At 58.8% G+C, this 25,875-nt stretch carries 29 protein-coding genes; 19 read left to right on the top strand and 10 right to left on the bottom strand.

From position 1 onward, the window contains the following. Nucleotides 1-280 precede the first annotated feature (280 nt). The 5 genes from speB to AB4P97_RS02955 all read left to right on the top strand — a co-directional run bounded on the left by speB (nt 281) and on the right by AB4P97_RS02955 (nt 5,201). Nucleotides 281-1,231 carry an agmatinase gene (speB, locus tag AB4P97_RS02975; RefSeq protein ID WP_395602057.1) on the top strand — a complete coding sequence of 317 codons (951 nt, stop codon included), beginning with the start codon at nt 281-283 and terminating at the stop codon, nt 1,229-1,231. 10 nt (nt 1,232-1,241) lie between these two features. Next, nucleotides 1,242-1,664 carry a nuclear transport factor 2 family protein gene (locus AB4P97_RS02970; RefSeq protein WP_042558144.1) on the top strand — a complete coding sequence of 141 codons (423 nt, stop codon included), beginning with the start codon at nt 1,242-1,244 and terminating at the stop codon, nt 1,662-1,664. Between the two features lie 51 nt (nt 1,665-1,715). After that, nucleotides 1,716-3,218: a cytosine permease gene (locus AB4P97_RS02965; RefSeq protein ID WP_042558143.1), complete on the top strand. Its 1,503-nt coding sequence runs from the start codon at nt 1,716-1,718 to the stop codon at nt 3,216-3,218. A 163-nt stretch (nt 3,219-3,381) separates the two neighbouring features. Beyond that, complete coding sequence (locus tag AB4P97_RS02960; RefSeq protein WP_047300224.1) at nt 3,382-4,761, top strand: sodium:solute symporter; 1,380 nt, start codon at nt 3,382-3,384, stop codon at nt 4,759-4,761. A gap of 191 nt (nt 4,762-4,952) precedes the next feature. Continuing rightward, a complete protein-coding gene (locus AB4P97_RS02955; protein ID WP_042558141.1) occupies nt 4,953-5,201 on the top strand; it encodes a phosphopantetheine-containing protein in 249 nt (82 codons plus the stop codon). A 107-nt stretch (nt 5,202-5,308) separates the two neighbouring features. On the opposite strand, the gene AB4P97_RS02950 is transcribed toward AB4P97_RS02955, so the two are convergent. Next, nucleotides 5,309-5,437: a PA1414 family protein gene (locus AB4P97_RS02950; protein WP_003184145.1), complete on the bottom strand. Its 129-nt coding sequence runs from the start codon at nt 5,435-5,437 to the stop codon at nt 5,309-5,311. Nucleotides 5,438-5,579: 142 nt separating this feature from the next. Then, on the bottom strand, nt 5,580-6,473 hold the full coding sequence (locus AB4P97_RS02945) for a LysR substrate-binding domain-containing protein (protein WP_395602056.1): 894 nt from the start codon (nt 6,471-6,473) through the stop codon (nt 5,580-5,582). A gap of 105 nt (nt 6,474-6,578) precedes the next feature. Between AB4P97_RS02945 and AB4P97_RS02940 the strand changes: the two genes are divergently transcribed. Continuing rightward, a complete protein-coding gene (locus tag AB4P97_RS02940; RefSeq protein WP_395602055.1) occupies nt 6,579-7,760 on the top strand; it encodes an MFS transporter in 1,182 nt (393 codons plus the stop codon). Here AB4P97_RS02940 and AB4P97_RS02935 read toward each other — a convergent pair. The 3 genes from AB4P97_RS02935 to AB4P97_RS02925 form a co-directional block, all read right to left on the bottom strand. Next, nucleotides 7,708-8,592, bottom strand: coding sequence for a DMT family transporter (locus tag AB4P97_RS02935; RefSeq protein ID WP_395602975.1), 885 nt, complete (start codon nt 8,590-8,592; stop codon nt 7,708-7,710). The two genes, AB4P97_RS02940 and AB4P97_RS02935, sit on opposite strands and share 53 nt — an antisense overlap. 342 nt (nt 8,593-8,934) lie before the next feature. After that, on the bottom strand, nt 8,935-9,339 hold the full coding sequence (locus AB4P97_RS02930) for a DUF2177 family protein (RefSeq protein ID WP_395602974.1): 405 nt from the start codon (nt 9,337-9,339) through the stop codon (nt 8,935-8,937). Nucleotides 9,340-9,442: 103 nt separating this feature from the next. Further along, entirely contained in the window at nt 9,443-10,279 is an 837-nt protein-coding gene (locus tag AB4P97_RS02925; RefSeq protein ID WP_042558137.1) for a S1 RNA-binding domain-containing protein, read from the bottom strand. A gap of 340 nt (nt 10,280-10,619) precedes the next feature. Here AB4P97_RS02925 and AB4P97_RS02920 point away from each other — a divergent pair, with 340 nt between their 5' ends. The 3 genes from AB4P97_RS02920 (at nt 10,620) to AB4P97_RS02910 (ending at nt 12,685) form a co-directional block, all read left to right on the top strand. After that, nucleotides 10,620-10,808, top strand: a complete 189-nt coding sequence (locus tag AB4P97_RS02920) for a hypothetical protein (RefSeq protein WP_181818528.1) — start codon at nt 10,620-10,622, stop codon at nt 10,806-10,808. A 214-nt stretch (nt 10,809-11,022) separates the two neighbouring features. Further along, on the top strand, nt 11,023-11,739 hold the full coding sequence (locus tag AB4P97_RS02915) for a TorF family putative porin (protein ID WP_042558136.1): 717 nt from the start codon (nt 11,023-11,025) through the stop codon (nt 11,737-11,739). A 76-nt stretch (nt 11,740-11,815) separates the two neighbouring features. Continuing rightward, the gene (locus AB4P97_RS02910; protein WP_395602054.1) at nt 11,816-12,685 is read left to right on the top strand and encodes a DUF6279 family lipoprotein; all 870 of its coding nucleotides are present in this window, start codon (nt 11,816-11,818) and stop codon (nt 12,683-12,685) included. 124 nt (nt 12,686-12,809) lie between these two features. On the opposite strand, the gene AB4P97_RS02905 is transcribed toward AB4P97_RS02910, so the two are convergent. Then, on the bottom strand, nt 12,810-13,202 hold the full coding sequence (locus AB4P97_RS02905) for a transcriptional regulator (protein WP_395602053.1): 393 nt from the start codon (nt 13,200-13,202) through the stop codon (nt 12,810-12,812). Between the two features lie 175 nt (nt 13,203-13,377). On the opposite strand from AB4P97_RS02905, the gene AB4P97_RS02900 reads away from it, so the two are divergent. The 4 genes from AB4P97_RS02900 to AB4P97_RS02885 all read left to right on the top strand — a co-directional run bounded on the left by AB4P97_RS02900 (nt 13,378) and on the right by AB4P97_RS02885 (nt 16,007). Further along, nucleotides 13,378-14,112: a thioredoxin family protein gene (locus AB4P97_RS02900; RefSeq protein ID WP_115147858.1), complete on the top strand. Its 735-nt coding sequence runs from the start codon at nt 13,378-13,380 to the stop codon at nt 14,110-14,112. A 143-nt stretch (nt 14,113-14,255) separates the two neighbouring features. Then, nucleotides 14,256-14,531, top strand: coding sequence for a hypothetical protein (locus AB4P97_RS02895; RefSeq protein WP_042558132.1), 276 nt, complete (start codon nt 14,256-14,258; stop codon nt 14,529-14,531). Nucleotides 14,532-14,811: 280 nt separating this feature from the next. After that, nucleotides 14,812-15,411 carry a papain-like cysteine protease family protein gene (locus AB4P97_RS02890; protein ID WP_395602052.1) on the top strand — a complete coding sequence of 200 codons (600 nt, stop codon included), beginning with the start codon at nt 14,812-14,814 and terminating at the stop codon, nt 15,409-15,411. Continuing rightward, the gene (locus AB4P97_RS02885) at nt 15,408-16,007 is read left to right on the top strand and encodes a hypothetical protein (protein ID WP_395602051.1); all 600 of its coding nucleotides are present in this window, start codon (nt 15,408-15,410) and stop codon (nt 16,005-16,007) included. The genes AB4P97_RS02890 and AB4P97_RS02885 overlap by 4 nt, the downstream gene beginning before the upstream one ends. A 60-nt stretch (nt 16,008-16,067) precedes the next feature. Here the strand turns inward: AB4P97_RS02885 and AB4P97_RS02880 are convergent, their stop codons facing one another. Next, a complete protein-coding gene (locus AB4P97_RS02880; protein WP_395602050.1) occupies nt 16,068-17,408 on the bottom strand; it encodes a DEAD/DEAH box helicase in 1,341 nt (446 codons plus the stop codon). A 191-nt stretch (nt 17,409-17,599) separates the two neighbouring features. Between AB4P97_RS02880 and AB4P97_RS02875 the strand changes: the two genes are divergently transcribed. After that, on the top strand, nt 17,600-18,898 hold the full coding sequence (locus tag AB4P97_RS02875; RefSeq protein ID WP_210622195.1) for a mechanosensitive ion channel family protein: 1,299 nt from the start codon (nt 17,600-17,602) through the stop codon (nt 18,896-18,898). A gap of 123 nt (nt 18,899-19,021) precedes the next feature. Here AB4P97_RS02875 and AB4P97_RS02870 read toward each other — a convergent pair whose 3' ends face one another. The 3 genes from AB4P97_RS02870 to AB4P97_RS02860 all read right to left on the bottom strand — a co-directional run bounded on the left by AB4P97_RS02870 (nt 19,022) and on the right by AB4P97_RS02860 (nt 21,290). Continuing rightward, complete coding sequence (locus tag AB4P97_RS02870) at nt 19,022-19,888, bottom strand: carboxylate/amino acid/amine transporter (protein ID WP_115147866.1); 867 nt, start codon at nt 19,886-19,888, stop codon at nt 19,022-19,024. Nucleotides 19,889-20,148: 260 nt separating this feature from the next. Continuing rightward, entirely contained in the window at nt 20,149-20,748 is a 600-nt protein-coding gene (locus tag AB4P97_RS02865; RefSeq protein ID WP_042558126.1) for an FMN-dependent NADH-azoreductase, read from the bottom strand. A gap of 227 nt (nt 20,749-20,975) precedes the next feature. Continuing rightward, complete coding sequence (locus AB4P97_RS02860) at nt 20,976-21,290, bottom strand: hypothetical protein (protein WP_042558125.1); 315 nt, start codon at nt 21,288-21,290, stop codon at nt 20,976-20,978. 49 nt (nt 21,291-21,339) lie between these two features. On the opposite strand from AB4P97_RS02860, the gene AB4P97_RS02855 reads away from it, so the two are divergent. The 5 genes from AB4P97_RS02855 (at nt 21,340) to tnpB (ending at nt 25,872) form a co-directional block, all read left to right on the top strand. Then, a complete protein-coding gene (locus AB4P97_RS02855) occupies nt 21,340-22,263 on the top strand; it encodes a LysR family transcriptional regulator (RefSeq protein ID WP_042558124.1) in 924 nt (307 codons plus the stop codon). Between the two features lie 14 nt (nt 22,264-22,277). Next, the gene (locus AB4P97_RS02850; RefSeq protein ID WP_042558123.1) at nt 22,278-23,081 is read left to right on the top strand and encodes an alpha/beta fold hydrolase; all 804 of its coding nucleotides are present in this window, start codon (nt 22,278-22,280) and stop codon (nt 23,079-23,081) included. A gap of 3 nt (nt 23,082-23,084) precedes the next feature. Then, a complete protein-coding gene (locus AB4P97_RS02845) occupies nt 23,085-23,648 on the top strand; it encodes a peptidylprolyl isomerase (protein ID WP_042558122.1) in 564 nt (187 codons plus the stop codon). Nucleotides 23,649-23,735: 87 nt separating this feature from the next. Then, nucleotides 23,736-25,568 (top strand): ABC transporter ATP-binding protein, encoded by a 1,833-nt coding sequence (locus tag AB4P97_RS02840; protein ID WP_042558121.1) that lies wholly within the window; start codon nt 23,736-23,738, stop codon nt 25,566-25,568. 175 nt (nt 25,569-25,743) lie between these two features. Next, the gene (gene tnpB, locus AB4P97_RS02835; protein WP_395602049.1) at nt 25,744-25,872 is read left to right on the top strand and encodes an IS66 family insertion sequence element accessory protein TnpB; all 129 of its coding nucleotides are present in this window, start codon (nt 25,744-25,746) and stop codon (nt 25,870-25,872) included. Nucleotides 25,873-25,875 lie beyond the last annotated feature (3 nt).

Raw genomic sequence — 25,875 nt, 5'->3', positions numbered from 1 at the left:
GCTGTCGCAGGCTGCGATCTTTTGATCTTGATTTTTGCCAGCCTTGGGGCCGCTGAAGATCAAAGGATCGCAGCCTTCGGCAGCTCCTACATAGGCAATCAGCAGTGGGAGAAGTCTAGCGTGGGCCTGGCCATTAGTTTAGAAAAATCTGAACTAAGTATTTGCCCGTAGCGATTCTTCCCCCTCACTACATTTTGCAGAATCGGCCCCACAGCGGCGTCCGAACCTTTGCTGAACGGCGCGCCGACATAAATAAAACAAAGACGATGAGGCCCTACCCGTGGACAAGATTCTTCACCAACCACTGGGCGGCAACGAAATGCCGCGCTTCGGCGGCATCGCCACCATGCTCCGACTCCCCCACTTGCCAACCGCTGCCGGCCTGGACGCTGCCTTTATAGGCGTGCCGCTGGACATCGGTACTTCGCTGCGCCCTGGCACTCGCTTCGGGCCGCGTGACATCCGCGCCGAATCGGTGATGATCCGCCCGTACAACATGGCCACCGGTGCTGCGCCGTTCGATTCGCTGTCGGTCGCCGACATCGGTGACGTCGCGATCAACACCTTCAACCTGCTCGATGCCGTGCGCATCATCGAAGAAGCCTACGACAACATCCTCGAACACAACGTGATTCCGATGACTCTGGGTGGCGACCACACCATCACCCTGCCGATCCTGCGTGCGATTCACAAAAAGCACGGCAAGGTGGGTCTGGTACACATCGACGCTCACGCTGACGTCAACGACCACATGTTCGGCGAGAAAATCGCCCACGGCACGACCTTCCGACGCGCCGTCGAAGAAGGCCTGCTGGATTGTGACCGTGTGGTGCAGATTGGTTTGCGCGCCCAGGGTTACACCGCGGATGACTTCAACTGGAGCCGTAATCAGGGTTTCCGCGTGGTGCAGGCCGAAGAGTGCTGGCACAAGTCGCTGGCGCCGCTGATGGCCGAAGTCCGCGAGAAAGTCGGCGGTGGTCCGGTGTATCTGAGCTTCGACATCGACGGCATCGATCCGGCCTGGGCGCCTGGCACGGGCACCCCGGAAATCGGTGGCCTGACGACCATTCAGGCCATTGAGATCATTCGCGGCTGCCAAGGCCTCGACCTGATCGGTTGCGATCTGGTAGAAGTCTCGCCCGCTTACGACACCACCGGCAACACCTCGCTGCTGGCCGCCAACCTGCTGTACGAAATGCTCTGCGTACTGCCTGGCGTGGTTCATCGCTGAGGGTCGGGTCATGAACGATCATGATCAGGTTTTGCATGCGGCGGCCGAGCTGGTTTCAGCCTTCGCACGCAATGATCGCGAAGCCTACTTCGGCGCGTTCAGCGCCGACGCCAGCTTCGTGTTTTACACCCTCGAACAGCCACTGCTGTCGCGCGATGCCTATCAGGCGTTGTGGGACAGCTGGCGCACCGAGGATGGCTTCGAGGTGCTTTCCTGCACCTCGAGCAACGCCTTCGTCAGCCTGCAGGGTGACGTGGCGATTTTCATCCATGACGTGGCCACCGAGCTGCGCATGCAAGGGGAGCAACACTTCAGCCAGGAGCGCGAGACGATTGTTTTCAAGAAACAAACGTCGAGCCTAGAACAACAAGGCCATTGGCTGGCCTGCCACGAACATTTGTCCGCAATGCCGGAAGGGCTGCCACCCCCTTAGCCAATGGTGACGCTCACGCACGATGAGCGCGCCTGATGATCGGAGCAGATCATGAATAACAACAACAATGAAAAACGCCTTAGCAGCATCGAAACAAACGGGGTCGAACAGATCCCGGATCATGAGCGTGACGCCCGGCCCAGCGACCTGTTTCGCTTGATCTTCGGCGGCGCCAATACCTTTGCCACGGCTGTGCTCGGCAGTTTCCCGGTGCTGTTCGGTCTGTCTTTTCAGGCTGGCGTCTGGGCGATTGTGCTGGGTGTGGTGGTCGGTGCGCTGATCCTCGCGCCGATGGGCCTGTTCGGCCCGCTCAACGGCACCAATAACGCCGTGTCTTCCGGTGCGCACTTCGGCGTGCATGGGCGGATCGTTGGTTCCTTCCTGTCATTGTTGACCGCTATCGCGTTCTTCTCGCTCTCGGTGTGGAGTTCGGGCGATGCATTGGTTGGCGGCGCCAAACGCCTGCTCGACCTGCCGGAAACCGACCTCACGCTCGGCTTGGCCTACGGGCTGTTCGCGCTGCTGGTGCTGACGGTTTGCATCTACGGCTTTCGCTTCATGTTGTGGGTCAACCGCATTGCGGTGTGGGCCGCGAGCCTGTTGTTCCTGCTCGGCATCTTCGCCTTTGCCCCCGCCTTCGACAGCCAGTACGCCGGCAGTGTGGCCATGGGTCAGGCCGGGTTCTGGGCGGCGTTCATCGGCGCGGCACTGGTGGCCATGAGCAACCCGATTTCCTTCGGTGCATTCCTCGGCGACTGGTCTCGCTACATTCCTCGCGAAACGCCGAAGGGCCGCATCATGCTGGCGGTGGTCGCCGCGCAACTGGCGACGCTCATCCCGTTCCTGTTCGGCCTGGCCACCGCAACCATCGTGGCGATCAAGGCACCTGACTACATCGCGGCAAACAACTATGTAGGCGGTCTGCTGGCGGTGTCGCCGAGCTGGTTCTTCCTGCCGGTGTGTCTGATTGCGGTGATCGGCGGCATGTCCACCGGCACCACGTCGCTGTATGGCACCGGTCTGGACATGTCGAGCGTGTTCCCGCGGGTGCTCTCGCGGGTCAAGGCGACGTTACTGATCGGCGTACTGTCGATTGCGTTCATCTTCATCGGACGCTTTGCGGCGAACCTGGTGCAGAGCGTGTCGACCTTCGCCGTGCTGATCATCACCTGCACCACGCCATGGATGGTGATCATGATCATCGGCCTGGTGGTGCGTCGCGGCTTCTACTGCCCGGATGACCTGCAAGTGTTCACGCGCGGCGAGCAGGGCGGACGCTACTGGTTCACCCACGGCTGGAACTGGCGGGGCCTGGGCGCGTGGATTCCGAGCGCGGCGGTGGGCCTGTTCTTCGTCAATTTGCCGGGGCAGTTCGTCGGCCCACTGGGTGAGTTGGCGGGCGGCATCGACATCAGTTTGCCGGTGACCCTGGGGCTGGCCTCGGTGGTGTATCTGACGCTGCTGCGCCTGTTTCCGGAGCCGGCGGCGGTTTACGGCCCGAAGGATGAACGCAGCCAATTCATGCCCCCCTCAGCGAAGCCCGAACTGGCCTGACACTTTTCCTCTGTGGGAGCGAGCCTGCTCGCGAAGACTTCGGCACATCCAGTATGGATGTCACTGACAGATCGCCTTCGCGAGCAGTCTCGCTCCCACACAGGGCAGCTCCATCGAACCAATTTTGTTTCACCATAAAAAAGACAATCGGAGACACGCCATCATGGCTTTGGATTTATTCGTCGTCCTCATCTACGCCGCCGGCATGCTTTTGCTCGGCTATTTCGGTATGCGCAAGGCCAAGACCAACGAGGACTTTCTCGTTGCCGGTCGCAACCTGGGCCCGAGCCTGTACATGGGCACCATGGCCGCGACGGTGCTGGGTGGCGCGTCCACCGTCGGCACCGTGCGTCTGGGCTACGTGCATGGCATTTCCGGTTTCTGGCTGTGCGCGGCACTGGGTTGCGGCATCATTGCGCTGAACCTGTTCCTGGCCAAGCCGCTGCTGAAACTGAAGATCTACACCGTTACCCAGGTCCTGGAAAAACGCTACAACCCGATGGCCCGCTCGGCGAGCGCGGTGATCATGCTGGCCTATGCACTGATGATCGGCGTGACCTCGATCCTGGCGATCGGCACCGTGCTGCAAGTGCTGTTCGACCTGCCCTTCTGGGTCTCGGTGTTGCTCGGCGGTGGTGTAGTGGTGGTCTACTCGGCGATCGGCGGGATGTGGTCGCTGACCCTGACCGACATCGTCCAGTTCATCATCAAGACCGTGGGCCTGATGTTCATCCTGTTGCCGATCTGCCTGTACCGCGTCGGCGGTTGGGATGAGCTGGTGCTGAAACTGCCGGCCACCGCGTTCAACTTCACCAGCATCGGCTGGGACACGATCATCACCTACTTCATGATCTACTTCTTCGGCATCCTGATCGGTCAGGACATCTGGCAACGGGTGTTCACCGTCAAGACTGCCAAAGTCGCCCAGTACGCCGGCAGCATCGCGGGCGTCTACTGCGTCCTCTACGGTCTGGCCTGCGCCCTGATCGGCATGGCCGCTCACGTGCTGATCCCGGATCTGGACAACGTCAACAACGCGTTCGCCGCGATCGTCAAACTGTCGCTGCCGGACGGCATCCGAGGCCTTGTGATCGCTGCCGCACTGGCCGCCATGATGTCCACCGCCAGCGCCGGCCTCCTCGCCGCCGCCACCACGCTGACCGAAGACCTGCTGCCGAAACTGCGTGGCGGCAAGCCATCGAGCCTGCGCATCAACCGTCTGTTCACCCTGCTGACCGGTGTTGTCGTACTGGGCATCGCGCTGGTGGTAAACGACGTGATCAGCGCCCTGACCCTGGCGTACAACCTGTTGGTGGGCGGCATGCTGGTTCCGCTGATCGGTGCGATCTTCTGGAAACGCGCGACCACCTCCGGCGCCATCGCCAGCATGGGCCTGGGCTTTGCCACCGCGCTGTTGTTCATGTTCAAGGACGGTCTGGACGCCAACACCCCGATCTACTACAGCCTGGCTGTGGGTCTGGTGAGTTTTGTGGTGGTCAGCCTGCTGTCGCCGCGCCCTGCGACGGTGGCCAGCGCGATCTAAGTTCGATGTAACAACTGATGCTTTCTTCGACGGGTGTGGCGTCGGTTGCCACACCCGTTTTTTTCGCCTGGAGGAAAGTGCTGGTGAAGATTCGATGCAAAGAGCTCAGCCACGCTCGATGATGGACGAATGGCTGCGGCAACAACCTTGATGCCTGCTGTAATCAGTCAAACAACAACGAAATATCTGCCATGAGAAGAGCTGCCGTACGTGCCGCCGTGCATCGGTATATCCGCCGCCTGCTGGAGAACCGCGAATTCAATGACAACACCAGCCTGGCGCAGTTGGGATTAGAGAAAGCTGATATCGAGGACCTGATCTTTCATCTGGAAGATGAATTCGGCCTGACAGCTTTCACCGCTGAAGAAGATCACCTGCTCAAAACTGCGAAGACCGCAAATGACTTGAGCCGGTTTTTGCTGATGATCGGGCGGCATTGAAAACAAAAAATCGCAGCCTTCGGCAGCTCCTACACTTTTCTCTGTAGGAGCTGCCGAAGGCTGCGATCTCTTGATCTTGAGTCTATTGACCCTTCACATCAGGGACATTACCGCCGACGAGGTTGGCGCCGACGCTGTTCGTCGTCAGTGCGGATCGGTACCGGTTGCAGAGGCGGTTCGATCAAGCCGAGGGCAACACCCAAATCATGCAGCCAGTTCTGAATTTTCTCTTTCATCGTCATGCCCCCTTCAGGGTAGTGCTGAGCGACCGGAATTCTGAGGCCGCTTCGCACTGATAATAGTCCGAAGTCCTACGCAATGCTCGGCCAAATCCGCAATGATCTGTTACTGAATTGAACAGAGTGCGCCACCATTGGTTCAAGCCGTTTCCAGGGATTCAACCAAAGGTGCGGGATAGACAGCTTGCTGCACTTCTATCCACGCATTGAGATTGGCGCCGACCATGCCCCGACGCCACATGAGCCATGTTGTCGCACCCGCGAACGGCTCGGCCAACGGATGCACCGCGACGCTGTCGCGCCCCGGCAGGCTGGCCAGCATCGACTCCGACATCAGCGCCACCCCGCTGCCGGCAATCACGCAGGCGAGCATGCCTTGATAGGACTCGATCTCCATCGCCCGGCCCATTGCCGCGTGGGCATGAGCGAACCATGCCTCCAGTCGCATGCGATAGGAACAGCCGCGACGAAAGGTGAACACCGAGCGCCCTTCGACATCACTGGCGCTGTGCACGGGCAGGTGATCGATCTCGGTGATCAGCACCAGCCTTTCCTCGCACAGCGCCACGCCGTCGAGCCCGGCCAGTTGCAGCGGCCCGTCTACCAACGCCGCGTCGAGGCGCCCGGTGAGCAAACCTTCCAGTAACTCACCGCTCGGCGCCGACTGCACTTGCAGGTTCACCGCCGGATATTGCTTGTGATAGCGCGCCAGCAATGCCGGCAGATGGATGGCTGCGGTGCTGTACATCGTGCCCAGCACAAAATCCCCCGCCGGTTGCCCGCCCATCACCGCCGCGCTGGCCTGATCGCGCAGGGCGAACAGTTTGCCGGTGTAGTCCAGCAAGACTTTTCCCGCAGGCGATAGCTGCAAACGCTGACGCTCACGGACGAACAATTCGACGCCCATTTGCTCTTCAAGCTGCTTGAGCCGCGTCGACAGATTCGACGGGACTCGGTGCAGGCGTTCGGCGGCGCGGGTGATCGAACCTTCCTCGGCGACTGCCTGAAAAATCCGCAGTTGGCTAAACTCCACAACCTTTCTCCATAACAGAACAAGTTACTCACTATTATTCAATTTTAAAGAAAGTCAATCAGTCCTAGCCTGACGGTCATTGATCTTGCCAACGGAATCCAGACCATGTCGCCGCTGATTCGCTTATCCGCCTGCTTCGTCGCCCTGATGATGGCCATGGGCATCGGGCGCTTCGCCCTCACCCCGCAAATGCCGCACCTGCTCAGCGAGGGGCAGTTTGACCTGACTGCCGCCGGTCTGATTGCCGCGGCCAATTACCTCGGCTACTTGCTCGGGGCGGTGGACGCGATGTTTGCCCATCGTGCGCAACAGGTGCAGCGGCGCCTGCACGGCGGCTTGTGGCTTTGTGTGCTGCTGACACTGGCGTCGTTCTGGGCGAATGGCTTCTGGGCACATCTGCTGCTGCGCTTCGGAACCGGTGTGGCAAGTGCCTGGGTGCTGGTGATGATTACCGCGCTGAGTCAGCCACTGGCGGTGGCAGCGGGTCGCCCACGGCTGGGAGCGCTGGTATTTGCCGGGCCGGGTCTGGGGATTTTTCTGACAGGGTTGCTGGCACTGGTCTCACATCTGTTGAACCAGACGTCCGCGACGTTGTGGCTGATTTATGCCGCGGCCGCGTTGGTAATGATGTTGGGGGTCTGGCGACTCCTGCCACAACCGGTCGCCGCGAAGGCAGCTGATGCAGCGGCCGTCAGCCCGGCGAATCGTGGCATTGGCCATCTGGCGTTGATTTACGCGCTGTATGGCGTCGGCTACATCATTCCGGCCACGTTTCTGTCGCAAATGGCCAACGTGCAGTTTCACGGGCAATGGCAGGCCGATCTGTTCTGGCCTTGCTTCGGCCTCGGCGCCGCCATCGGCGTTTTACTGGTGAGCCTGCGTCGTCACGAACCGCACACCACGCGTCACTGGTTGATGGCGACGTTGTGGCTGCAAGGCGCCGGGGTGTTCGCCTGCTTGCTGGGCAGCGGCTGGGGGTTGGCGCTGGGCGTGATCTTCTGCGGGACGCCGTTCCTGGCCTGCATGCAACTGGTCATGCAACGCTCGCGGGAACTGGCGCCGCACGCCACCCAGCGTAATGCCGGCATGCTCACCGCCTGCTTCGCCGTTGGCCAGCTCAGCGGCCCGTTACTGGCCGCGCTGAGCAGCCATTTCAGCGGTGGCTTGCAGCCGGCGTTGGTGATCGCCGGCAGTGGTTTGCTGATTGCCGGCGGTCTGGCGATGCAATCGACGGCTACTGGCCCAGTGCTTTGCGCAAACGCCGATGCAGCCACTGCTCGGCACTGACAAAAGTGATGCCGAGCAGCACCAGCACAGCACCGATGACGAAGTTCAGGCTCAGTTGTTCACCGAGCAGCAACACGCCGAAGGTGACGCCGAACAGCGGCGTCATGAACGAGAACACCGCGAGGTTGGCCGCCAGATAACGCCGCAGCAACCAGAACCACACCAGGTAGCTGAAGAACGACACCACCAGCCCTTGAAACAGCACGCTGGCCACCGCCACTGCGGTCAGGTTGACATGGCCAATCTGGCCGCTGAACAGTGCGATCAACAGCAGGCCGACGAAGCCGACGATCAACTGATAGAACAGGGTCAACGTCACCGGGGCTTCCGACAGTCGCGAGGCGCGCACCACCACCGTGGTCGCGCCCCAACAGGCACCGGCCAATACACCAAAGGCATCGCCCAATAACATGCGCCGATCGAGGTTGTCCCACGACACACCACCGGCAAATGCAATCGCGATACCGATGAAGGCGAGCAAAATCCCCAACCACTGCAACGGTCGCAAACGCTCACTGGCCAGCAGAAAATGCACGCCCAACGCGGTGAAAATCGGCGCGGTGTAGAGGAACACCGACATGTGCGCTGCCGTGGTCAGTTGCAGGCCTTCGGAGATAAAGAAGAACTCCAGCCCGAACAGCGCACCGGCCAGCAAGCCGCCGCGCCAGGTGCTCCCGACCTGATCCCAACCGCCCTTCCAGCAGATCAGCAATCCGACCAGCAACGCAGAAATCCCCGAGCGCCCCGCCGCTTGCATCACCGGTGCGATGTCAGGTGCAGCCCACTTGATCATCACCTGCTGCACGCCCCAGATCAGGCACAGACCGATCATCACCTGCAGGGCAAAACGGTCGGCGTTGCGCCGCTCGACAATCACCGCAACACCTCGAACACACACAACATGGCAGCCATCCATTGGTCAAAACAAAACCCCGGATCAATGTCCGGGGCGAAGAGTCGTGGCGTCGATTATTAACCAGTGCGACAGAAAAAGCCGTCTGGAAAAGACATTTAATTCCCTTGCTGCGTCAGTGGTGAATGGCTGTCGACTGCGCCGCCAATCGCTGGCAAGCCAGCTCCCACAAGTTCGTGGCGCCTACCCCTATCTCGTGCTCGACACAAAACCCTGTGAGAGCTGGCTTGCCAGCGATGACGTCAGCTCAATCAGCGCTGTTCAGGAGTCTGACTTCACCAGCCGTTTCGACACGACAAAACCAACAGTACAAGCCATAGCAGTGGCAAACGTCCCCCACGCCCAATCGAGCAAAGTCACTTGTACCGACCATCCGCGCAATGTCGCCCAATTGGTCAGGTCATACGTGCCATACGCCACCAGTCCCAACAGTGCGCCCATCGTCGCTGCCTTCTGCCATCTCAGCGCCGGCAACACCACAAACACCACGCAACCGAAAACATACAGGCAATAAAAAACCGCTGCCGGTAAGAGCAGCGGTTTTTCGAGCATCAATGGACCGAGCAGTTCGCGATAGGTCGGCGCCATCAGCAGGCCAAGCCATATCCCGTCGAGCAACAGAAACGTCACCAGCGTTGCAGAATAAGCAATCAGCGCTTTCTTCATCATACGACCCTCAATGTAGGCGTTGCTGCAGGCTGCGATCTTCTGCCGTTGAAGATCAACAGATCGCAGCCTTCGGCGGCTCCTACATGGGGCTGGTGCGCGATCAGCTTAGTTCAATGCGATCCGCATGAATGACGATCTTGCCTTCCTTGTACAGCGAACCGATGGCCTTCTTGAAGTTGCCCTTGCTGACACCGAACAGACTGCTGATCAATGCCGGATCGCTCTTGTCGCTGACCGGCAGGGTGCCGTCATTTTCGCGCAACTTGGTCAGAATCTTCGAGTTCAGGCTGCTCGCCGCTTCCTGGCCAACTGGTTGCAGGCTCAGGCTGATCTTGCCGTCGGCGCGCACTTCCTTGATGAAGCCTTTTTCGCTCATGCCGGCGCGCATGAACTTGAAGATTTCGTTCTTGTGAATCAAACCCCAGTGCTTGTTGTTGATGATTGCCTTGAAGCCCATATCGGTAGCTTCGGCAACCAGCAGATCAACTTCCTGACCCGGGCTGTAGGTGGCCGGGGTTTTGTCGAGGTAGCGATCCAGTCGCGCAGTGGCGGTGATGCGACGGGTGTGTTTGTCGAGGTAGACATGCACCACGCAATATTCGCCGGCAGTCATCTGACGCTTCTCTTCGGAATACGGCAGCAACAGATCCTTCGGCAAGCCCCAATCGAGGAACACACCGATGCTGTTGACTTCAACAACTTTCAAACTGGCGAATTCACCGACCTGAACTTTCGGTTTTTCAGTGGTAGCGAGAAGTTTGTCTTCGCTATCCAGATAAACAAATACGTTGAGCCAGTCTTCATCTTCGCTGGGAATATCTTTAGGGATATAACGGTTGGGCAAAAGAATTTCGCCGTCGGCACCGCCGTCCAGATATAAACCGAAGTTAGTGTGTTTAACCACTTGCAAACTGTTGTAGCGCCCGACTAAAGCCATTTCCAAAACCCTCATTGCGTGGGCGGCATTCTACCCGTTTTTACCGTGAACGTTCGCCGGCAAAACGGCGAGGCCGGGAAAATCTGCGCAACGCCTTGATTCTCCTTGGTCGGGCACGCACGCCGTGCCACTCGTCAGACTGATTCGGTGCCCAGCGCAAGACCGCCACAGCACCGCAATGCACAGATGTTCTTAACTAAAACAGCAGGTTAGCGAAATATTTCGGATATTTAACCGAGAATAATCCACCTTGAAGGTTGGTTATTCCGGGGGATATTTACCGAGCTATTGTCAAGTTATTCCTGTACGATGCCTGGCCGAGTTACTCTTCTACAGGTTAATGGCCGCCATGCGTGTAAAAGCATCCACCAGCAAAGCAAAGCCAGCCCCAGCCGTTGAAACAAGCGAATCGATCAACGATCAGATTGCTTTGTTCCTCAAGTCCGGCGGCGAGATCCAGCAAATTGCCAAAGGCGTCAGCGGCCAGACGTTCGGTCCGTCCAAGCAGATCAGCCTGGGCAAGAAGTAATCCCCGGTAATATACCCGTCCCTAGGCGCTTTGAGCTTCGAAGCGTCTGGACTGGCACCGCAAAATCCCCCTCCGCTTAAAAAAACACTTATCCATTCTTTGAAAATCGACGAACGGCCATCAATGCCGAGCATTCGCCGGTATCCTTGCACGCGTCTAGATCAAGCGTTTCAGCAGGCTCGCTGCCCTGCGCTCGCTGTACATGGAGTGACGCATGCGCAAATCATCCTGTTTATCGCTCGCTGGCCTGCTGGCTTGTTCGACTGCGCACGCGCAGATTTTCCAGCGTGAACTCGGTGATTTCGACCTAAAGCTCGGCACCACGCCCACGCGCAGCATGGCGCAAGGACTGGTCAAACCGGCGTCCACCGGCTCCTTTCATGGCGGACTCGACCTCAGCCACGACAGTGGCCTCTATATCGGCCAGTACGCACCGAGCATGGGCATCACGCCGGGCAAGAACCTCGAAATCGATTCCTACGTCGGCTTCAAACAACCTTTCGACGAAACCCTCGGCTACGAAGTGGGGATGATCCACTACAGCTATCCCAAAGTGGACACCCTCGACAGCCAGGAATTGTTCGGTGGTCTGACCCTGCTCGGCAGCCGGTTCGGCATTGCCTTGAGCAACGATCCGGATAAACAGAACAACACGCTGTTTGCCGATCTGCGCGGCAATCAACCCTTCGGCATTGGTGTCAGCATGAAATACACCACCCACCAACTGAATTCGCCGGTAGCGGTGGACGGTGGTTACGTCAGCAGTTTTACCGATTGGTCGGTGAAGTTGTCCCGGCCTTTCATGGGCGTCGACCTCGACCTGATCTACAGCAACTCCAGCCTCAGCGGCAGCGATTGCTCGGCCTATTCCGGGCACAACAGCGAGTGCGATGGCCTCGTCACACTCAAGGCTGCACGCGCGTTCTATTGATTGGCTGAACTGCCGGGCTCATTCTGCGTTCACATGAGAATCAGACCCTACGGCTGGCCATCGCAAGGATTCGCCTATGTCTCGCTGGTTCAAACACATCGCTGCCTTGTTGATTTGCACCCTCGCCCTTGGCGCCTGTAGCCGCGTCGGCCTGGCGTATCGCAATCTCGACGTGATTATCCCGTGGACGCTTGGCGACTACCTGGACATGAACGGCGAGCAAAAGGGCTGGTTCAACGAGCGCCTCCAGGAACACCTGAGCTGGCACTGCACCACACAATTGCCGGGCTATCTCGACTGGCTGGATCGTTTGCAAACGATGGTCGAAACCAATCAGGTCACTGACGAAGCGCTTCAGGCGCGCACCGTGGAAGCCAAAAACGCCATTGCCGAAACTGCGCGGGAGATCACCCCGTCAGCCATCGAACTTCTGCAAGGCCTGGACGATAAGCAGGTGGCGGAGATGAACGACGCGTTCGCCAAGGATCTGCGCAAACGCCAGCAGAATTACGTCGAACCGCCATTGGCCGAGCAGATCAAGGAACGTGGCGGGCGCATGGAGAAGCGTCTGAACGACTGGCTCGGCCCACTAAGCCCGACACAAAAAGAGCGGGTATTGGCTTGGACTAACGCTTTGGGCGATCAGAACACCCAATGGATTGCCAACCGTGAGCACTGGCAGAAGCAGTTCAGCGCTGCGGTTGCACAGCGCAAAAGTCCCGAATTCCCACAACGTATCGAGACCCTTCTGATCAACCGCGAAAGTTTGTGGACGGCGGATTACCGCAAGGCCTACGCCAACACCGAGGCACAAGGTCGAGCAATGGCAGTCGACCTGATGGCCGAGAGTACGCCGCAGCAGCGTAAACGGTTGCTGAAGAAGATCGAGGGTGTGCGTAAAGATTTCAATGATCTGAAGTGCTTGAGGGCTGCACGAAATAATTAAGATCAATGTAAAACCAATGTGGGAGCGAGCCTGCTCGCGAAAGCGCTGTATCAAACACTATGAGGGTGACTGACACTACGCATTCGCGAGCAGGCTCGCTCCCACAAGGGAGATTACTTCGAAGTCAGGCTATCTGCGCTTTGGACGCCACTTCATCAAACGTCCCCTCTGCCAGTGCATCTTCCTGTTCATCCAGCACCTGACGCGGATGGTCATTCCCGGGAATGCTGCTGTCGATCAGGCTCAACAGGCTCGATCCTCGCGGAGTCAGACTGAAGTTATTGCCGGTGCTGCCTTCATCTTCGCCACGTTGCTCGATGTAGCCGCGCAACAGCAGCAACCGCTCATATTCACAGGCCAGCGTTTTCAAGTGATCCAAATTCTCGATCGGCTCACCGGCGCTGGCTTTCGCTGCCGCGTAATCCTCCGCGTACGCCCGAGGGGCGAAACTATGGCCAGCGCTGTTCTGCACTTCATGCAGCAATCGCTCAATCAAATCCCAGTTATAAGTCGTCATCCTGATTCAACCTCCGGTGCGCGTGATTTAGGGCGCGTTCATAGGTTGTGACCCGGACGCGCCACAGCCGTTCAGCCGCATTTTGCGCGGCGACCGACCGGCGGTCTGTCGAATTCCCGGCGGGTTAAACGACTAGTCTGAAACAGACGGTTTCAACCCCGCAGGAGAAATCATCATGAACGTTGAGAATCATCCGGTGGTATCGCGCGAAGAATGGCTCGCCGCCCGTAAGCAGCACCTGGCTAATGAAAAAGCGTTCACCAGGGAACGCGACCGCCTCAGCGCTGAACGCCGGGCATTACCTTGGGTGAAAATTGACAAGGATTACCACTTCCAGGGCCCCAAGGGCGAACTAAGACTCGCCGATCTGTTCGGCAAAAACAGCCAACTGGTGATTTACCACTTCATGTTCGCCAAGGGCTGGGAGCAGGGTTGTAAGGGTTGCTCGTTCCTCAGCGACCACATCGATGGCGCCAATCAGCATCTGGCCCATCACGACATTGCTGTGGTTGCCGTTTCCCATGCGCCGTTCAACGAATTCCAGGATTTTAAACAGCGGATGGGCTGGAAGTTTGACTGGGTGTCGTCAGAAGGTTGCGACTTCAACTATGACTTCGGCGTTTGCCCAGATGCTGAAGAGGTTGCAGCTGGAAAGGCTATCTACAACTACGAAAAGACTGACAGCGCGGAGGAGGAGCTGCCGGGGCTGAGCGTGTTTTATCGCAATGATAAAGGTGAGATTTTCCACACCTACTCAACCTATGCCCGAGGCCTGGACATGCTGGTTGGCGCTTACAACTACCTCGACCTCACGCCCAAGGGCAGGAATGAGGACGAGATCATGGAATGGGTGCGCCATCATGATAGGTATGAAGGGGGAAACCGATCCAGTTGCTGCCACGCCAGTTAGTCTTTGATGCCGTGTCATCGCGATCGTGAGAAGCCTCGCTCCCATAAAGTCTGCGGAGGATTGATGGGAGCGAGACTGAACTTTTAACAGGCCAAAGCCCTCAACCGTTTTACCCGCCTTAACCGGAACTGAGGCCTGCTCCCATGAAAACCCTGATCAAGCTCACCCTCGCTGCCACCCTCGCCTGCGCCCTGCCCGTCTGGGCCTGCACGCCCGAAGAAGCCACGGCCAAACGTGAACAACTGGCCAAGGAAGTCACCCGGCTCACCGAACAGAATCCAGCCAAGGCCAAAGAGATCAATGCTGAATTGCAGAAGATGGACTTGGGCACGGCCAGTGCGGATTTGCCGGACAAGTGCCAGTTGATTGATCAGCGGTTGAAAGAGCTGAATTCGGCTGAGAAGAAAGCAGACAGCTAAAAGTCAAAAGATCGTCCGAACGCGGCCCGAGCCCTCGGCAGCTCCTACATGGGATTGATGGCCCACCTGTAGGAGCTGCTGAAGGCTGCGATCTTTTGATCTTAAAAATGCATCAGTGCATTTATTTTGTTGCACAAATGCATATTCAGGCTAAGGTTACCTCGAGCAAGGAGATCGGAACGCGCCATCCAACATGGCAACCCTTACGCACCGATAGCTCAGCAATACCGCAACACACTCACAAGCTGGACGCTTGTTTTCACTCATGGAGGATTGAAAAATGTTAGCCAATGAAGCAACCCGTTTTACCGCCGAGACCCTGCCAAGGTGTCTTATCGGCCACCTGATCGACCCGCAACTGGTCGACGTCGAAGCAGCGGCGCAGCCCCGCTCACTCGCCGCAGGCAGCCTCAACTTCACGATGCAGAAGCAAACCCAGACCAACTGGTGTTGGGCGGCCGTTTCCGCTTCAGTCGGCAACTATTACGGCACCGGGTCGTGGACTCAGTGCGGTGTTGCCAGTTCTGAGCTGAACCGCAACTGCTGCAATCAGCCGGGGCCGTGCAACGTCTATGGCTATCTGGACACCGCCCTGCGCACCACGCGCAGTTATAACGGCATGAATCAGGGGTCGCTGCAGATGTCGGCCATTCAGAACCAGATCAACATGGGCCGCCCGGTCGGCCTGCGCTGTGCCTGGTACGGCGGTGGTGCGCACTTCCTGACGATCTACGGCACCAATGGCAACTACGTACTGGTCGCGGACTCGATCTACGGCTATTCGACTCGCGCGCTGAACACATTCCCCCGTTCATACAACGGCGGCGGCAACTGGACCAACACTTACTTCACCGCAAAAAACCAGGGGGCGACCTTATGAACCTGACTTATCCAAAGGCGCCTTCCAACGGCGTACAGACCTTGCGTCCGGCTCTGCAAGCCACCCTGCAAACCCGAGGCTTTGGCGCTAACCGCCAATTCGCTAACGCCTCACCTGCGAAGATCAGCCTCAGCGAGGCCTGGCGCGGTTACTCGCTGAGTCTGGAGGATTTGAGCAACGGCAAAGGTCTGCAAGACGTTCGGATGGGCGACTGGCATTACCTGGTCTTCGCCGATGGCGTAACGATTGCCGATGCGCAACTGGCCGAAGTACGCGGCCACGTCGAGTTTGCCTCGTTGAACCACGGGACACTCGCCGCCGCTGCTGTCGGTGCGCTGAAACTGGCAGAGCAGTCGCCGCCATTGCAGGGCAAAACCGTGGAACCGCGGCTGCTGTTCGTCTCGGCACTGCACGTTGTGGCGATCTGGCTGCACGCGGACGGTGAAGATCTGCTGATTCCGATTGAGCCGACGCCCAAGGAACTGGCGACAACCCGGTTGTACAGCGAGGCCGCGCTGCTCGCGTTGCTGAAACCGGCCGCTGACAAGGCAAAGCAACGTTTTGATGCCGACACCAGCGGTCTGCTCGGGAGCTGACAAATCCCGGCCATAAAAAAACCCGGACACTGTCCGGGTTTTTTATGCGCCTGAAACGACTTACTCAGCCGCTGGCTCTGCCGGCTTGCGGCGCTTGAGCGGCGCCATGCCGTCGCTGCTCACCAGAGCGTCTGGCTTGGGACGGTTGACGCTCTTGCGCTTGGTCGGCGTCTTGGCGGCAGTTTTCTTCTTGTCGCCCTTGCCGTCGGTCTTTTTCTTCTTCACACCAACGGCTTTGCCCGAGGCCTTGACCTTCTTCGGTCCGCCGTAGGTGCCTTTGACTTCCTTGATGGTGCGGCGCTCGAAGCTCTGCCTCAGATAGCGCTCGATGCTCGACATCAGGTTCCAGTCGCCGTGGCAGATCAGCGAGATCGCCAGACCGTCGTTACCGGCACGGCCGGTACGACCGATACGGTGCACGTATTCGTCGCCGCTGCGTGGCATGTCGAAGTTGATCACCATGTCCAGGCCATCAACGTCCAGACCACGGGCCGCAACGTCGGTAGCCACCAGAATCTTCACGCCGCCCTGCTTCAGACGGTCGATCGCCAGTTTGCGATCCTTCTGGTCTTTCTCGCCGTGCAGCACGAACGCCTTGTATTCCTGAGCCACGAGACGGCCGTAAATGCGGTCGGCCATGGCGCGGGTGTTGGTGAAGACGATGGCTTTCTGGTAGGTCTCGTTGGCCAGCAGCCAGTTCACAATCTGTTCTTTGTGCTGGTTGTGGTCAGCGGTGATCACCTGCTGACGGGTGGTCGAATTCAGCTGGCTGACCGCGTTGAGCTGCAAGTGCTCAGGGTTGTTCAGCACCTTGGCGATCATCTCGCGCAGGCCCGAACCACCGGTGGTGGCGGAGAACAGCATGGTTTGCTGACGGTTCGGGCATTCGTCGACCAGACGTTGCACGTCTTCGGAGAAACCCATGTCGAGCATACGGTCGGCTTCGTCGAGCACCAGCACTTCGACTTCCTTGAGGTCGAGGTTGCCGGCGTTCAGTTGCTCGATCATCCGGCCCGGGGTGCCGATCAGGATGTCCGGCACCTTGCGCAGCATGGCGGCCTGGACCTTGAAGTCTTCACCACCGGTGATCAGGCCGGACTTGATGAACGTGAACTGCGCAAAGCGTTCCACTTCCTTCAAGGTCTGCTGAGCCAGCTCGCGGGTCGGCAGCAGGATCAGGGTCTTGATGCTGACTCGAACCTTGGCCGGGCCGATCAGGCGATTGAGGATCGGCAGTACAAACGCGGCGGTCTTGCCGCTACCGGTTTGCGCAGTCACCCGCAAATCACGCCCTTGGAGCGCCAGCGGAATGGCCGCGGCTTGCACAGGCGTTGGCTCGACAAATTTCAGCTCGGCCACAGCTTTTAGCAGGCGTTCGTGCAGGGCGAATTGGGAAAACACGGGTGCTACCTCGAAGATATGCAAAAAAACAGCTGCATAGGTTACCGGTTTCGAGCGCTCAGGCCGAGTTTCTTTATACAAACGGCGTGAATCAGTGGCTTTTTTGTTGCTCGATTTGTATCCAACGGTAATACATGGCGTCTTAAATGCTCTAATCGGCCATCGCGTCTTACAGAAGAATCGTTTCTCTTATGGATTTCAAACAGCTCTGGCTCAACGCCCAGGACCTCTGGGGCACCCTCGAACAACATCCGATCTTGCAGGCCGGCCTTGCCTTGACGGTTTTACTGGTGATCGCGCTGGTGCTCGGACGAGTGGCGCGTTATCTGATCCTGCACGCCAGCCGCATGCTCGGTCGCCAACCGGCCCTGCACTGGATCAACGACTTTCGTCACAACAAGGTGTTTCAGCGACTGGCGCAGATGACGCCGTCGCTGGTCATTCAGTTCGGCCTGCATCTGGTGCCCGAGCTGAGCAAAACCGCGATGACCTTCCTCGGTAACGTGGCGCTGTCGTTCACCATCCTCTTCCTGCTGCTGTCGATCAGCGCCCTTCTCAATGCCCTGCTCGATATCTACGCGCGCACCGAACACGCCCGTACGCGCTCGATCAAAGGCTACGTGCAACTGGCAAAAATGGTCCTGTACGTGTTTGGCGCGATCATCATCGTCGCCACGCTGATCGATCGTTCGCCACTGTTGCTGCTGTCGGGTCTGGGTGCGATGTCGGCGGTGATCCTGTTGGTCTACAAGGACACGCTGCTGTCGTTTGTCGCCAGCGTGCAATTGACCAGCAACGACATGCTGCGGGTCGGCGACTGGATCGAGATGCCGCAGGTCGGCGCCGACGGTGACGTGGTCGATATCACCCTGCACACGGTCAAGGTGCAGAATTTCGACAAGACCATCGTCTCGATCCCGACCTGGCGTCTGATGTCCGAGTCGTTCAAGAACTGGCGCGGCATGCAGCAGTCCGGTGGCCGGCGGATCAAGCGCAGCCTGTTCATCGACGCCAGCGGCGTGCGCTTCATTCGCGATGACGAGGAAGCAAAGCTGTCCCAGGTGCATCTGCTGACCGACTACATGGGCCGCAAGAAAGCCGAGCTCAAGGCGTGGAACGAGGCGCAGGGCAATGTCGCGGCCATGTCGGCGAATCGCCGGCGCATGACCAACATCGGAACCTTTCGCGCTTATGCGCTGGCTTATCTGAAGAGCCACCCGGAAATTCAACCGAACATGACCTGCATGGTTCGCCAGATGCAGACCACGGCGCAGGGCATTCCGCTGGAGATCTACTGCTTCACCCGCACCACGGTGTGGGCGGACTACGAGCGGATTCAGGGGGATATTTTCGATTACCTGCTGGCAGTGCTGCCGGAGTTTGGACTGAGCTTGTATCAGCAGCCGAGTGGCGGGGATTTGCGCTCGGGGTTGTTGCCGGCGGTATTGGGCGCGGCCAGCATCCCAGAGCCTGAAAAACATATTATGTAGCGCCACTGAAACCTGTGGGAGCGGGCTTGCCCGCGATGAGGGAGTGTCAGCAATGAATTCATCGACTGGTACTCCGCTATCGCGGGCAAGCCCGCTCCCACAGGGATATTTTTCAGTCAGGGATCATGCGGTGGCTGGGGTTTTACGGATGCCCAACCGGCTGATCCATACAGCGGCAAGGATGACACTCCCGCCAAGGAACAACCTTCCCAGTTCCTCATCCTGATTCCAGATCAGCAGATTCAGCAGTAACCCCACCGGCACATGCAGGTTGTTCATCACGGCCAATGTGCCGCCATTGACCATGCACGCTCCCTTGTTCCACCAGTACAAGCCCAGTGCGGTCGAGACCAGACCGAGGAACACCAGCACACCCCATTGCAGCGGCGCCTCCGGCAGGAAGTTCGATTTGCCGAACAACAGAAACGCCGGCAACACCACCGCCAGTGCGCCAAGGTAGAAGAAGCCAAAGCGACGGTAGTGCGGCAGATCGCTCGGGTGTTTGGCCACCAGATGCTTGTACAACACTTGCCCGGCGGCATAGGTGAAGTTGGCCAGTTGCAACAGCAGGAAGCCCATGAAGAAGTCCGGGTTGATCCGGTCGAAGCGAATCACCGCTGCGCCGCCCACCGCCACCAGTGCAGCAATCAGCGCCCACGGGTTGAAGCGCCGGTTCAAGGCATCTTCGATCAGGGTCACGTGCAGCGGCGTGAGGATGGTGAACAGCAGCACCTCCGGCACCGTCAACACGCGAAAGCTCAGGTACAGGCAGACGTAGGTCACGCCGAACTGCAACGCGCCGATCAGCAGCATGCCGCGCATGAACGCCGGCTCCACCGAACGCCAGCGTGTCAGCGGGATGAACACCAGCCCGGCCAGCACCACACGCACCAGCACCGCGAAGTAGCTGTCGACATGCCCGGCCAGGTATTCGCCGATCAGACTGAAGGAAAACGCCTGGATCAGCGTGACAAAAAGTAGATAGCCCATGGTCGCCCCTGTTTTGAATGGCGGCGACGATAGCGGTTTTTTGGTTTCACTGCGAATCGACTGGATACGCACAAATCCCCTGTAGGCGCTGTGTCCGCCTGCAAATCCCGGGCAAAAAAAAGCCCGATCTCGCTAATGCGTTCAATCGGGCTACAGCACTCAGGAGCAACAAGTGCAAAGGGAGGTTCGATGCGCGTAAAGCCTTGAAGGGGTTGCGCCAGAGCACTAGAACATCCAGTGATTATCTGGCGATTAACATATCAAGCGACCTGAGAAAGCCTGGCGTTGGCCTGGTTCAGGCCCTTCTCCTGGAAGTCGCCGCCCAGGTTCATGCCTTCAGCGTGGATGAAGGTCACGTCGTGAATGCCGATGAAACCCATCACCTGACGCAGGTACGGTTCCTGATGGTCGGCCGGGCCGCCAGCGTAGATGCCGCCGCGAGCCGTCAGCACGTAGGCACGCTTGCCGCTGAGCAAGCCTTGCGGGCCGGTTTCGGTGTACTTGAACGTCACGCCGGCACGCAGCACATGGTCAAGCCAGGCCTTGAGGGTGCTGGGGATCGCGAAGTTGTACATCGGCGCGGCCATCACCAGCACGTCAGCGGCGAGCAGCTCGTCGGTCAATTCGTTGGAGCGGTCCAGCGAGGACTGCTCGCTGTCATTGCGCTGTTCGGCGGGTTTCATCCAGCCGCCCAGCAGATTGATGTCGAGGTGCGGAACCGGGTTGACGGCAACGTCACGGACAGTGATCTGATCGGCCGGGTGCGCCGCTTTCCACTGACGGATAAAGGTCTGGGTCAGCTGACGGGAAACCGAGTCTTGCTGGCGGGCGCTGCTTTCGATGATCAGAACGCGGGACATGTTGTGTAGCCTCCATCCGAGAATGTTGTAGGTCGATGGAGTGAAGGTTAAGCAGTATCGTATCGATGAAAAAGCGCAAATAATTGCTGCAAAGCATCGAATAATTCGTTTAGATGCATTCACCCTTGTGGGAGCGAGCCTGCTCGCGAATACGCAATATCAGTCGGCACACACGTTGACTGATCCAGCGCATTCGCGAGCAGGCTCGCTCCCACAAGGGACTGGTACTACTTCGGCGTGCAGGTCAGCTTGATGCGCAGCTTGATGATCTCGCGGGTGAACTTGGCCGTGGCGTTCTTGTGTTTGCCGGCGGGCACATCGATGGTACGGGTGCGTGGCGCTTCCGGACCATTATTGAACACCGCTTTGCAGGTCGCATCGACATCGCCGTAGTTGGCCACCCGAATCGAGCCAATGTCGTTGTCGGTGTCGAAGGTCTCGTAGTCGATCTTCATGTCGTTGAGGTCTTTCTGCACGTCGATCGGATACGCAAACGCCGTCAGCGGCAGCAGCGCCAGCAGCACACAACAGAATTTTTTCATTCGGCAGTCTCCATGAGGGACAGCCAGCTTAGGACAAGAGGAGCTATTGATGAAAGCGCCCCGCGTGACCCTTGATCAATGGCGAACATTGCAGGCCGTGGTCGACCACGGCGGATTCGCCCAGGCCGCCGAGGCTCTGCACCGTTCGCAATCGTCGGTGAGCTACACCGTCGCCCGCATGCAGGACCAACTCGGTGTGCCGTTGCTGCGCATCGACGGGCGTAAAGCAGTGCTCACCGAGGCCGGCGGCGTTCTGCTGCGCCGCTCGCGACAACTGGTGAAACAGGCCAGCCAACTGGAAGACCTCGCCCACCATATGGAGCAAGGTTGGGAAGCCGAAGTACGTTTGGTCGTCGATGCGGCTTACCCCAGCGCTCGCCTCGTCCGCGCACTGACGGCGTTCATGCCGCAAAGCCGTGGCTGCCGGGTACGCCTGCGCGAAGAAGTGCTGTCGGGTGTGGAGGAAGTCTTGCTTGAAGGCGTGGCTGACCTGGCCATCACCGGGCTCAGCATTCCCGGTTACCTCGGCGCAGAATTGAGCGATGTCGAGTTCGTTGCCGTCGCCCATCCGGAACATCCCTTGCATCGTTTGAACCGCGAACTGAGCTTCCAGGACCTGGAAACCCAGATGCAAGTGGTTATCCGTGACTCCGGCCGCCAACAACCACGGGATGTCGGCTGGCTCGGCGCCGAGCAGCGCTGGACCGTCGGCAGTCTCGCCACCGCCGCGACCTTCGTCAGCAGCGGTCTGGGATTTGCCTGGTTGCCAAGGCACATGATCGAACGGGAATTGAAAGAAGGCTCGCTCAAGCTGCTACCGTTGGATCAGGGTGGCAGCCGCAACCCGAGTTTCTATCTGTACTCGAACAAGGACAAACCGCTGGGCCCGGCGACGCAAATCCTCATCGAACTGCTGCGCACCTTCGACACGTTGCCGCTGGATGCACCGTTCGCCGCACCTGAACAAGCCTGACACGGAGTTCACCGATGGCGTATTTCGAACACGACGGTTGCAACCTGCATTACGAGGAATATGGCCACGGCACACCGCTGCTGCTGGTCCACGGGCTCGGCTCGAGCACGCTGGACTGGGAAATGCAGATTCCCGCGCTGGCCGCGCACTACCGGGTGATCGTCCCGGACATCCGCGGCCACGGGCGCTCGGACAAACCCCGAGAGCGCTACAGCATCGCCGGGTTCAGCGCCGATCTGGTCGCACTGATCGAGCACTTGAACCTCGGTCCGGTGCACTACATCGGCCTGTCCATGGGCGGCATGATCGGTTTCCAGTTGGGTGTCGATCAGCCGCAACTGCTCAAGAGCCTGACCATCGTCAACAGCGCGCCCGAGGTCAAACTGCGTTCACGCGATGACTATTGGCAGTGGTTCAAACGCTGGAGCCTGATGCGCGTGCTCAGCCTGGCAACTATCGGCAAGGCATTGGGCAGTAAACTTTTCCCCAAGCCGGAACAGGCCGCTCTGCGGCAGAAAATGGCTGAACGCTGGGCAAAAAACGACAAACGTGCTTATCTCGCCAGCTTCGATGCGATTGTTGGCTGGGGTGTTCAGGAACGACTTTCCCGAGTGACCTGTCCAACGCTCATCGTCAGCGCCGACCGTGACTACACACCCGTCACGCTGAAAGAAACCTATGTAAAACTGCTGCCCGATGCGCGGCTGGTGGTGATCGCCGATTCGCGCCACGCCACCCCGCTCGATCAACCCGAACGCTTCAATCAAACGCTGTTGGAGTTTCTTGCCGCAGCCGATATTCATCCTCAGGATCACTGACCCATGCTGAAAAAAATCGCCCTCGCCGCCGGCACCGTGCTGTTTGCCGCCAACCTGATGGCTGCCACCCCGGCCAAAGCGCCGCACGTGCTGCTGGACACCACCAACGGCCAGATCGAAATCGAACTGGACCCGGTCAAGGCGCCGATCAGTACCAAGAATTTCCTTGAGTACGTCGACAGCGGCTTCTACACCAACACGATTTTTCACCGTGTGATCCCGGGCTTCATGGCTCAGGGCGGTGGTTTCACCCAGCAAATGCAGCAGAAAGACACCAAGGCACCGATCAAGAACGAAGCCAGCAACGGCCTGCACAACGTTCGCGGCACCTTGTCGATGGCGCGCACCTCCAACCCGGATTCGGCCACCAGCCAGTTCTTCATCAACGTGGCTGACAACGCTTTCCTCGACCCGGGCCGTGATGCCGGTTACGCGGTATTCGCCAAAGTGGTCAAGGGCATGGACGTGGTCGACATCATCGTCAACTCGCAAACCACCACCAAAGGCGGCATGCAAAACGTGCCTGTCGACCCTGTGATCATCAAGTCGGCCAAACGCATCGACTAAGTTTCGCGGGGCATTTCGAGCGGCGGCGGTCTCGGGCCACGCCGCTCACACTGATAAAAGGAGAGCCCGTATCCGGGCGGTTATCTGATGCTCTATCGCCGTTTCGAACAACTGATCGACATATTCCGCGACGCCCCGACGGCGGCCCCTCCAGATCGTGTCTGGCCCTTCTATACCTATTACCTGAAGCAGGTCTGGCCGAGTTTCGCCGCCCTGCTGGTCGTTGGCCTGTTCGCCGCGCTGATCGAAGTGGCGCTGTTCAGTTACCTGAGCCGCATCATCGACCTGGCCCAGGGCACACCCAACCCGAATTTCTTCAGCGATCACGCCCTCGAACTGACGTGGATGGTGGTGGTTGCGCTGGTCCTGCGGCCGATTTTCTTTGGTCTGCACGATCTGCTGGTGCACCAGACCCTGAGCCCCGGCATGACCAGCATGATCCGCTGGCAAAACCACAGTTATGTGCTCAAGCAGAGCCTGAACTTCTTTCAGAACGACTTCGCCGGGCGCATCGCCCAGCGCATCATGCAGACCGGCAACTCGCTGCGTGATTCAGCGGTGCAAGCCGTCGATGCGTTGTGGCATGTGGTGATCTATGCGATCAGCGCACTGGTGCTGTTCGCCGAGGCCGACTGGCGCCTGATGATCCCGCTGCTGGTGTGGATCGCCGCTTACATCGGCGCGCTCTACTACTTCGTGCCCCGGGTGAAAGAGCGCTCGGTGGAAGCCTCCGACGCGCGCTCGAAACTGATGGGGCGGATCGTCGACGGCTACACCAACATCGCCACACTGAAGCTGTTTGCCCACACCAACTTCGAACAGCATTACGCCAAGGAAGCCATCGAAGAACAAACCGTCAAGGCGCAAATGGCTGGCCGCGTGGTCACCAGCATGGACGTGGCGATTACCACCATGAACGGCTTGCTGATCGTTGGCACCACCGCCCTGGCGCTGTGGTTGTGGACGCAATCGTTGATCACCGTCGGTGCCATTGCCTTGGCGACTGGTCTGGTGATCCGCATCGTCAATATGTCCGGCTGGATCATGTGGGTGGTCACCGGCATCTTCGAAAACATCGGCATGGTCCAGGACGGTTTGCGCACCATCTCGCAACCGGTCAGCGTGACCGATCAGGAGCAGGCCAAACCGCTGGCCGTGGCCAATGGCGAAGTGCGTTTCGAGCATGTGGATTTTCACTACGGCAAGAAGCGCGGGATCATCGGCGACCTCAACCTGACCATCAAACCGGGTGAAAAAATCGGTCTGATCGGCCCGTCCGGTGCCGGTAAATCGACTCTGGTCAACCTGCTACTGCGCCTCTACGACGTCGAGGGTGGGCGCATCATGATCGACGGCCAGAACATCGCCGAAGTCGGCCAGGAAAGCCTGCGCGCACGTATCGGCATGATTACCCAGGACACCTCGCTGCTGCACCGTTCGATCCGCGACAACTTGTTGTACGGCAAACCTGATGCAACCGACGCCGAACTCTGGGACGCAGTGCACAAGGCCCGCGCCGACGAGTTCATTCCGTTGTTGTCCGACGCTGAAGGCCGCACCGGGTTTGACGCCCATGTCGGCGAGCGCGGCGTGAAGCTGTCGGGTGGCCAGCGTCAGCGCATCGCGATTGCCCGAGTGCTGCTCAAGGACGCGCCGATCCTGATCATGGACGAAGCGACCTCGGCACTCGACTCGGAAGTTGAAGCGGCGATTCAGGAAAGCCTGGAAACCCTGATGCAGGGCAAAACCGTGATCGCGATTGCCCACCGCCTCTCGACCATCGCCCGGATGGATCGCCTGGTGGTGCTGGAAAACGGCAAGATCGCCGAGAGCGGCACCCACGCTGAACTGCTGGCTCACCGTGGGTTGTATGCCCGGTTGTGGGCGCATCAGACCGGAGGGTTTGTCGGGATCGATTGATAGTAACCGCTCCACGAACCCCGCATTCAAAGCCGCGATTTGATGCCTGATGCTGTGCTCCCGATCTCTTTCAGAAGCCAGCGGCCATGATGCGTCCCGATGCCAAAGTTGAAAAAGTGTACCTCTACCCTAAACCCGTAGACTTTCGAAATCCATCGACGGCCTGGCCGCACTGGTGGAGTTGGATGTCAAAGTGGCGGTGTTCGATGCGGTGCTTTTCGTCTTTCTCAACAAGCCCCGCAATCGGGTGAAGATTTTGTATTGGGAGCGCAACGGCGGGTGGAGAAATTATCGAGGTTTGTAAGTA

This window comes from Pseudomonas sp. A1230 (genome assembly GCF_044218825.1).
Classification (GTDB): domain Bacteria; phylum Pseudomonadota; class Gammaproteobacteria; order Pseudomonadales; family Pseudomonadaceae; genus Aquipseudomonas; species Aquipseudomonas iridis.
The sequence above is the reverse complement of the archived record's forward strand: the minus strand, read 5'-3'. Positions and strand labels throughout refer to the sequence as shown.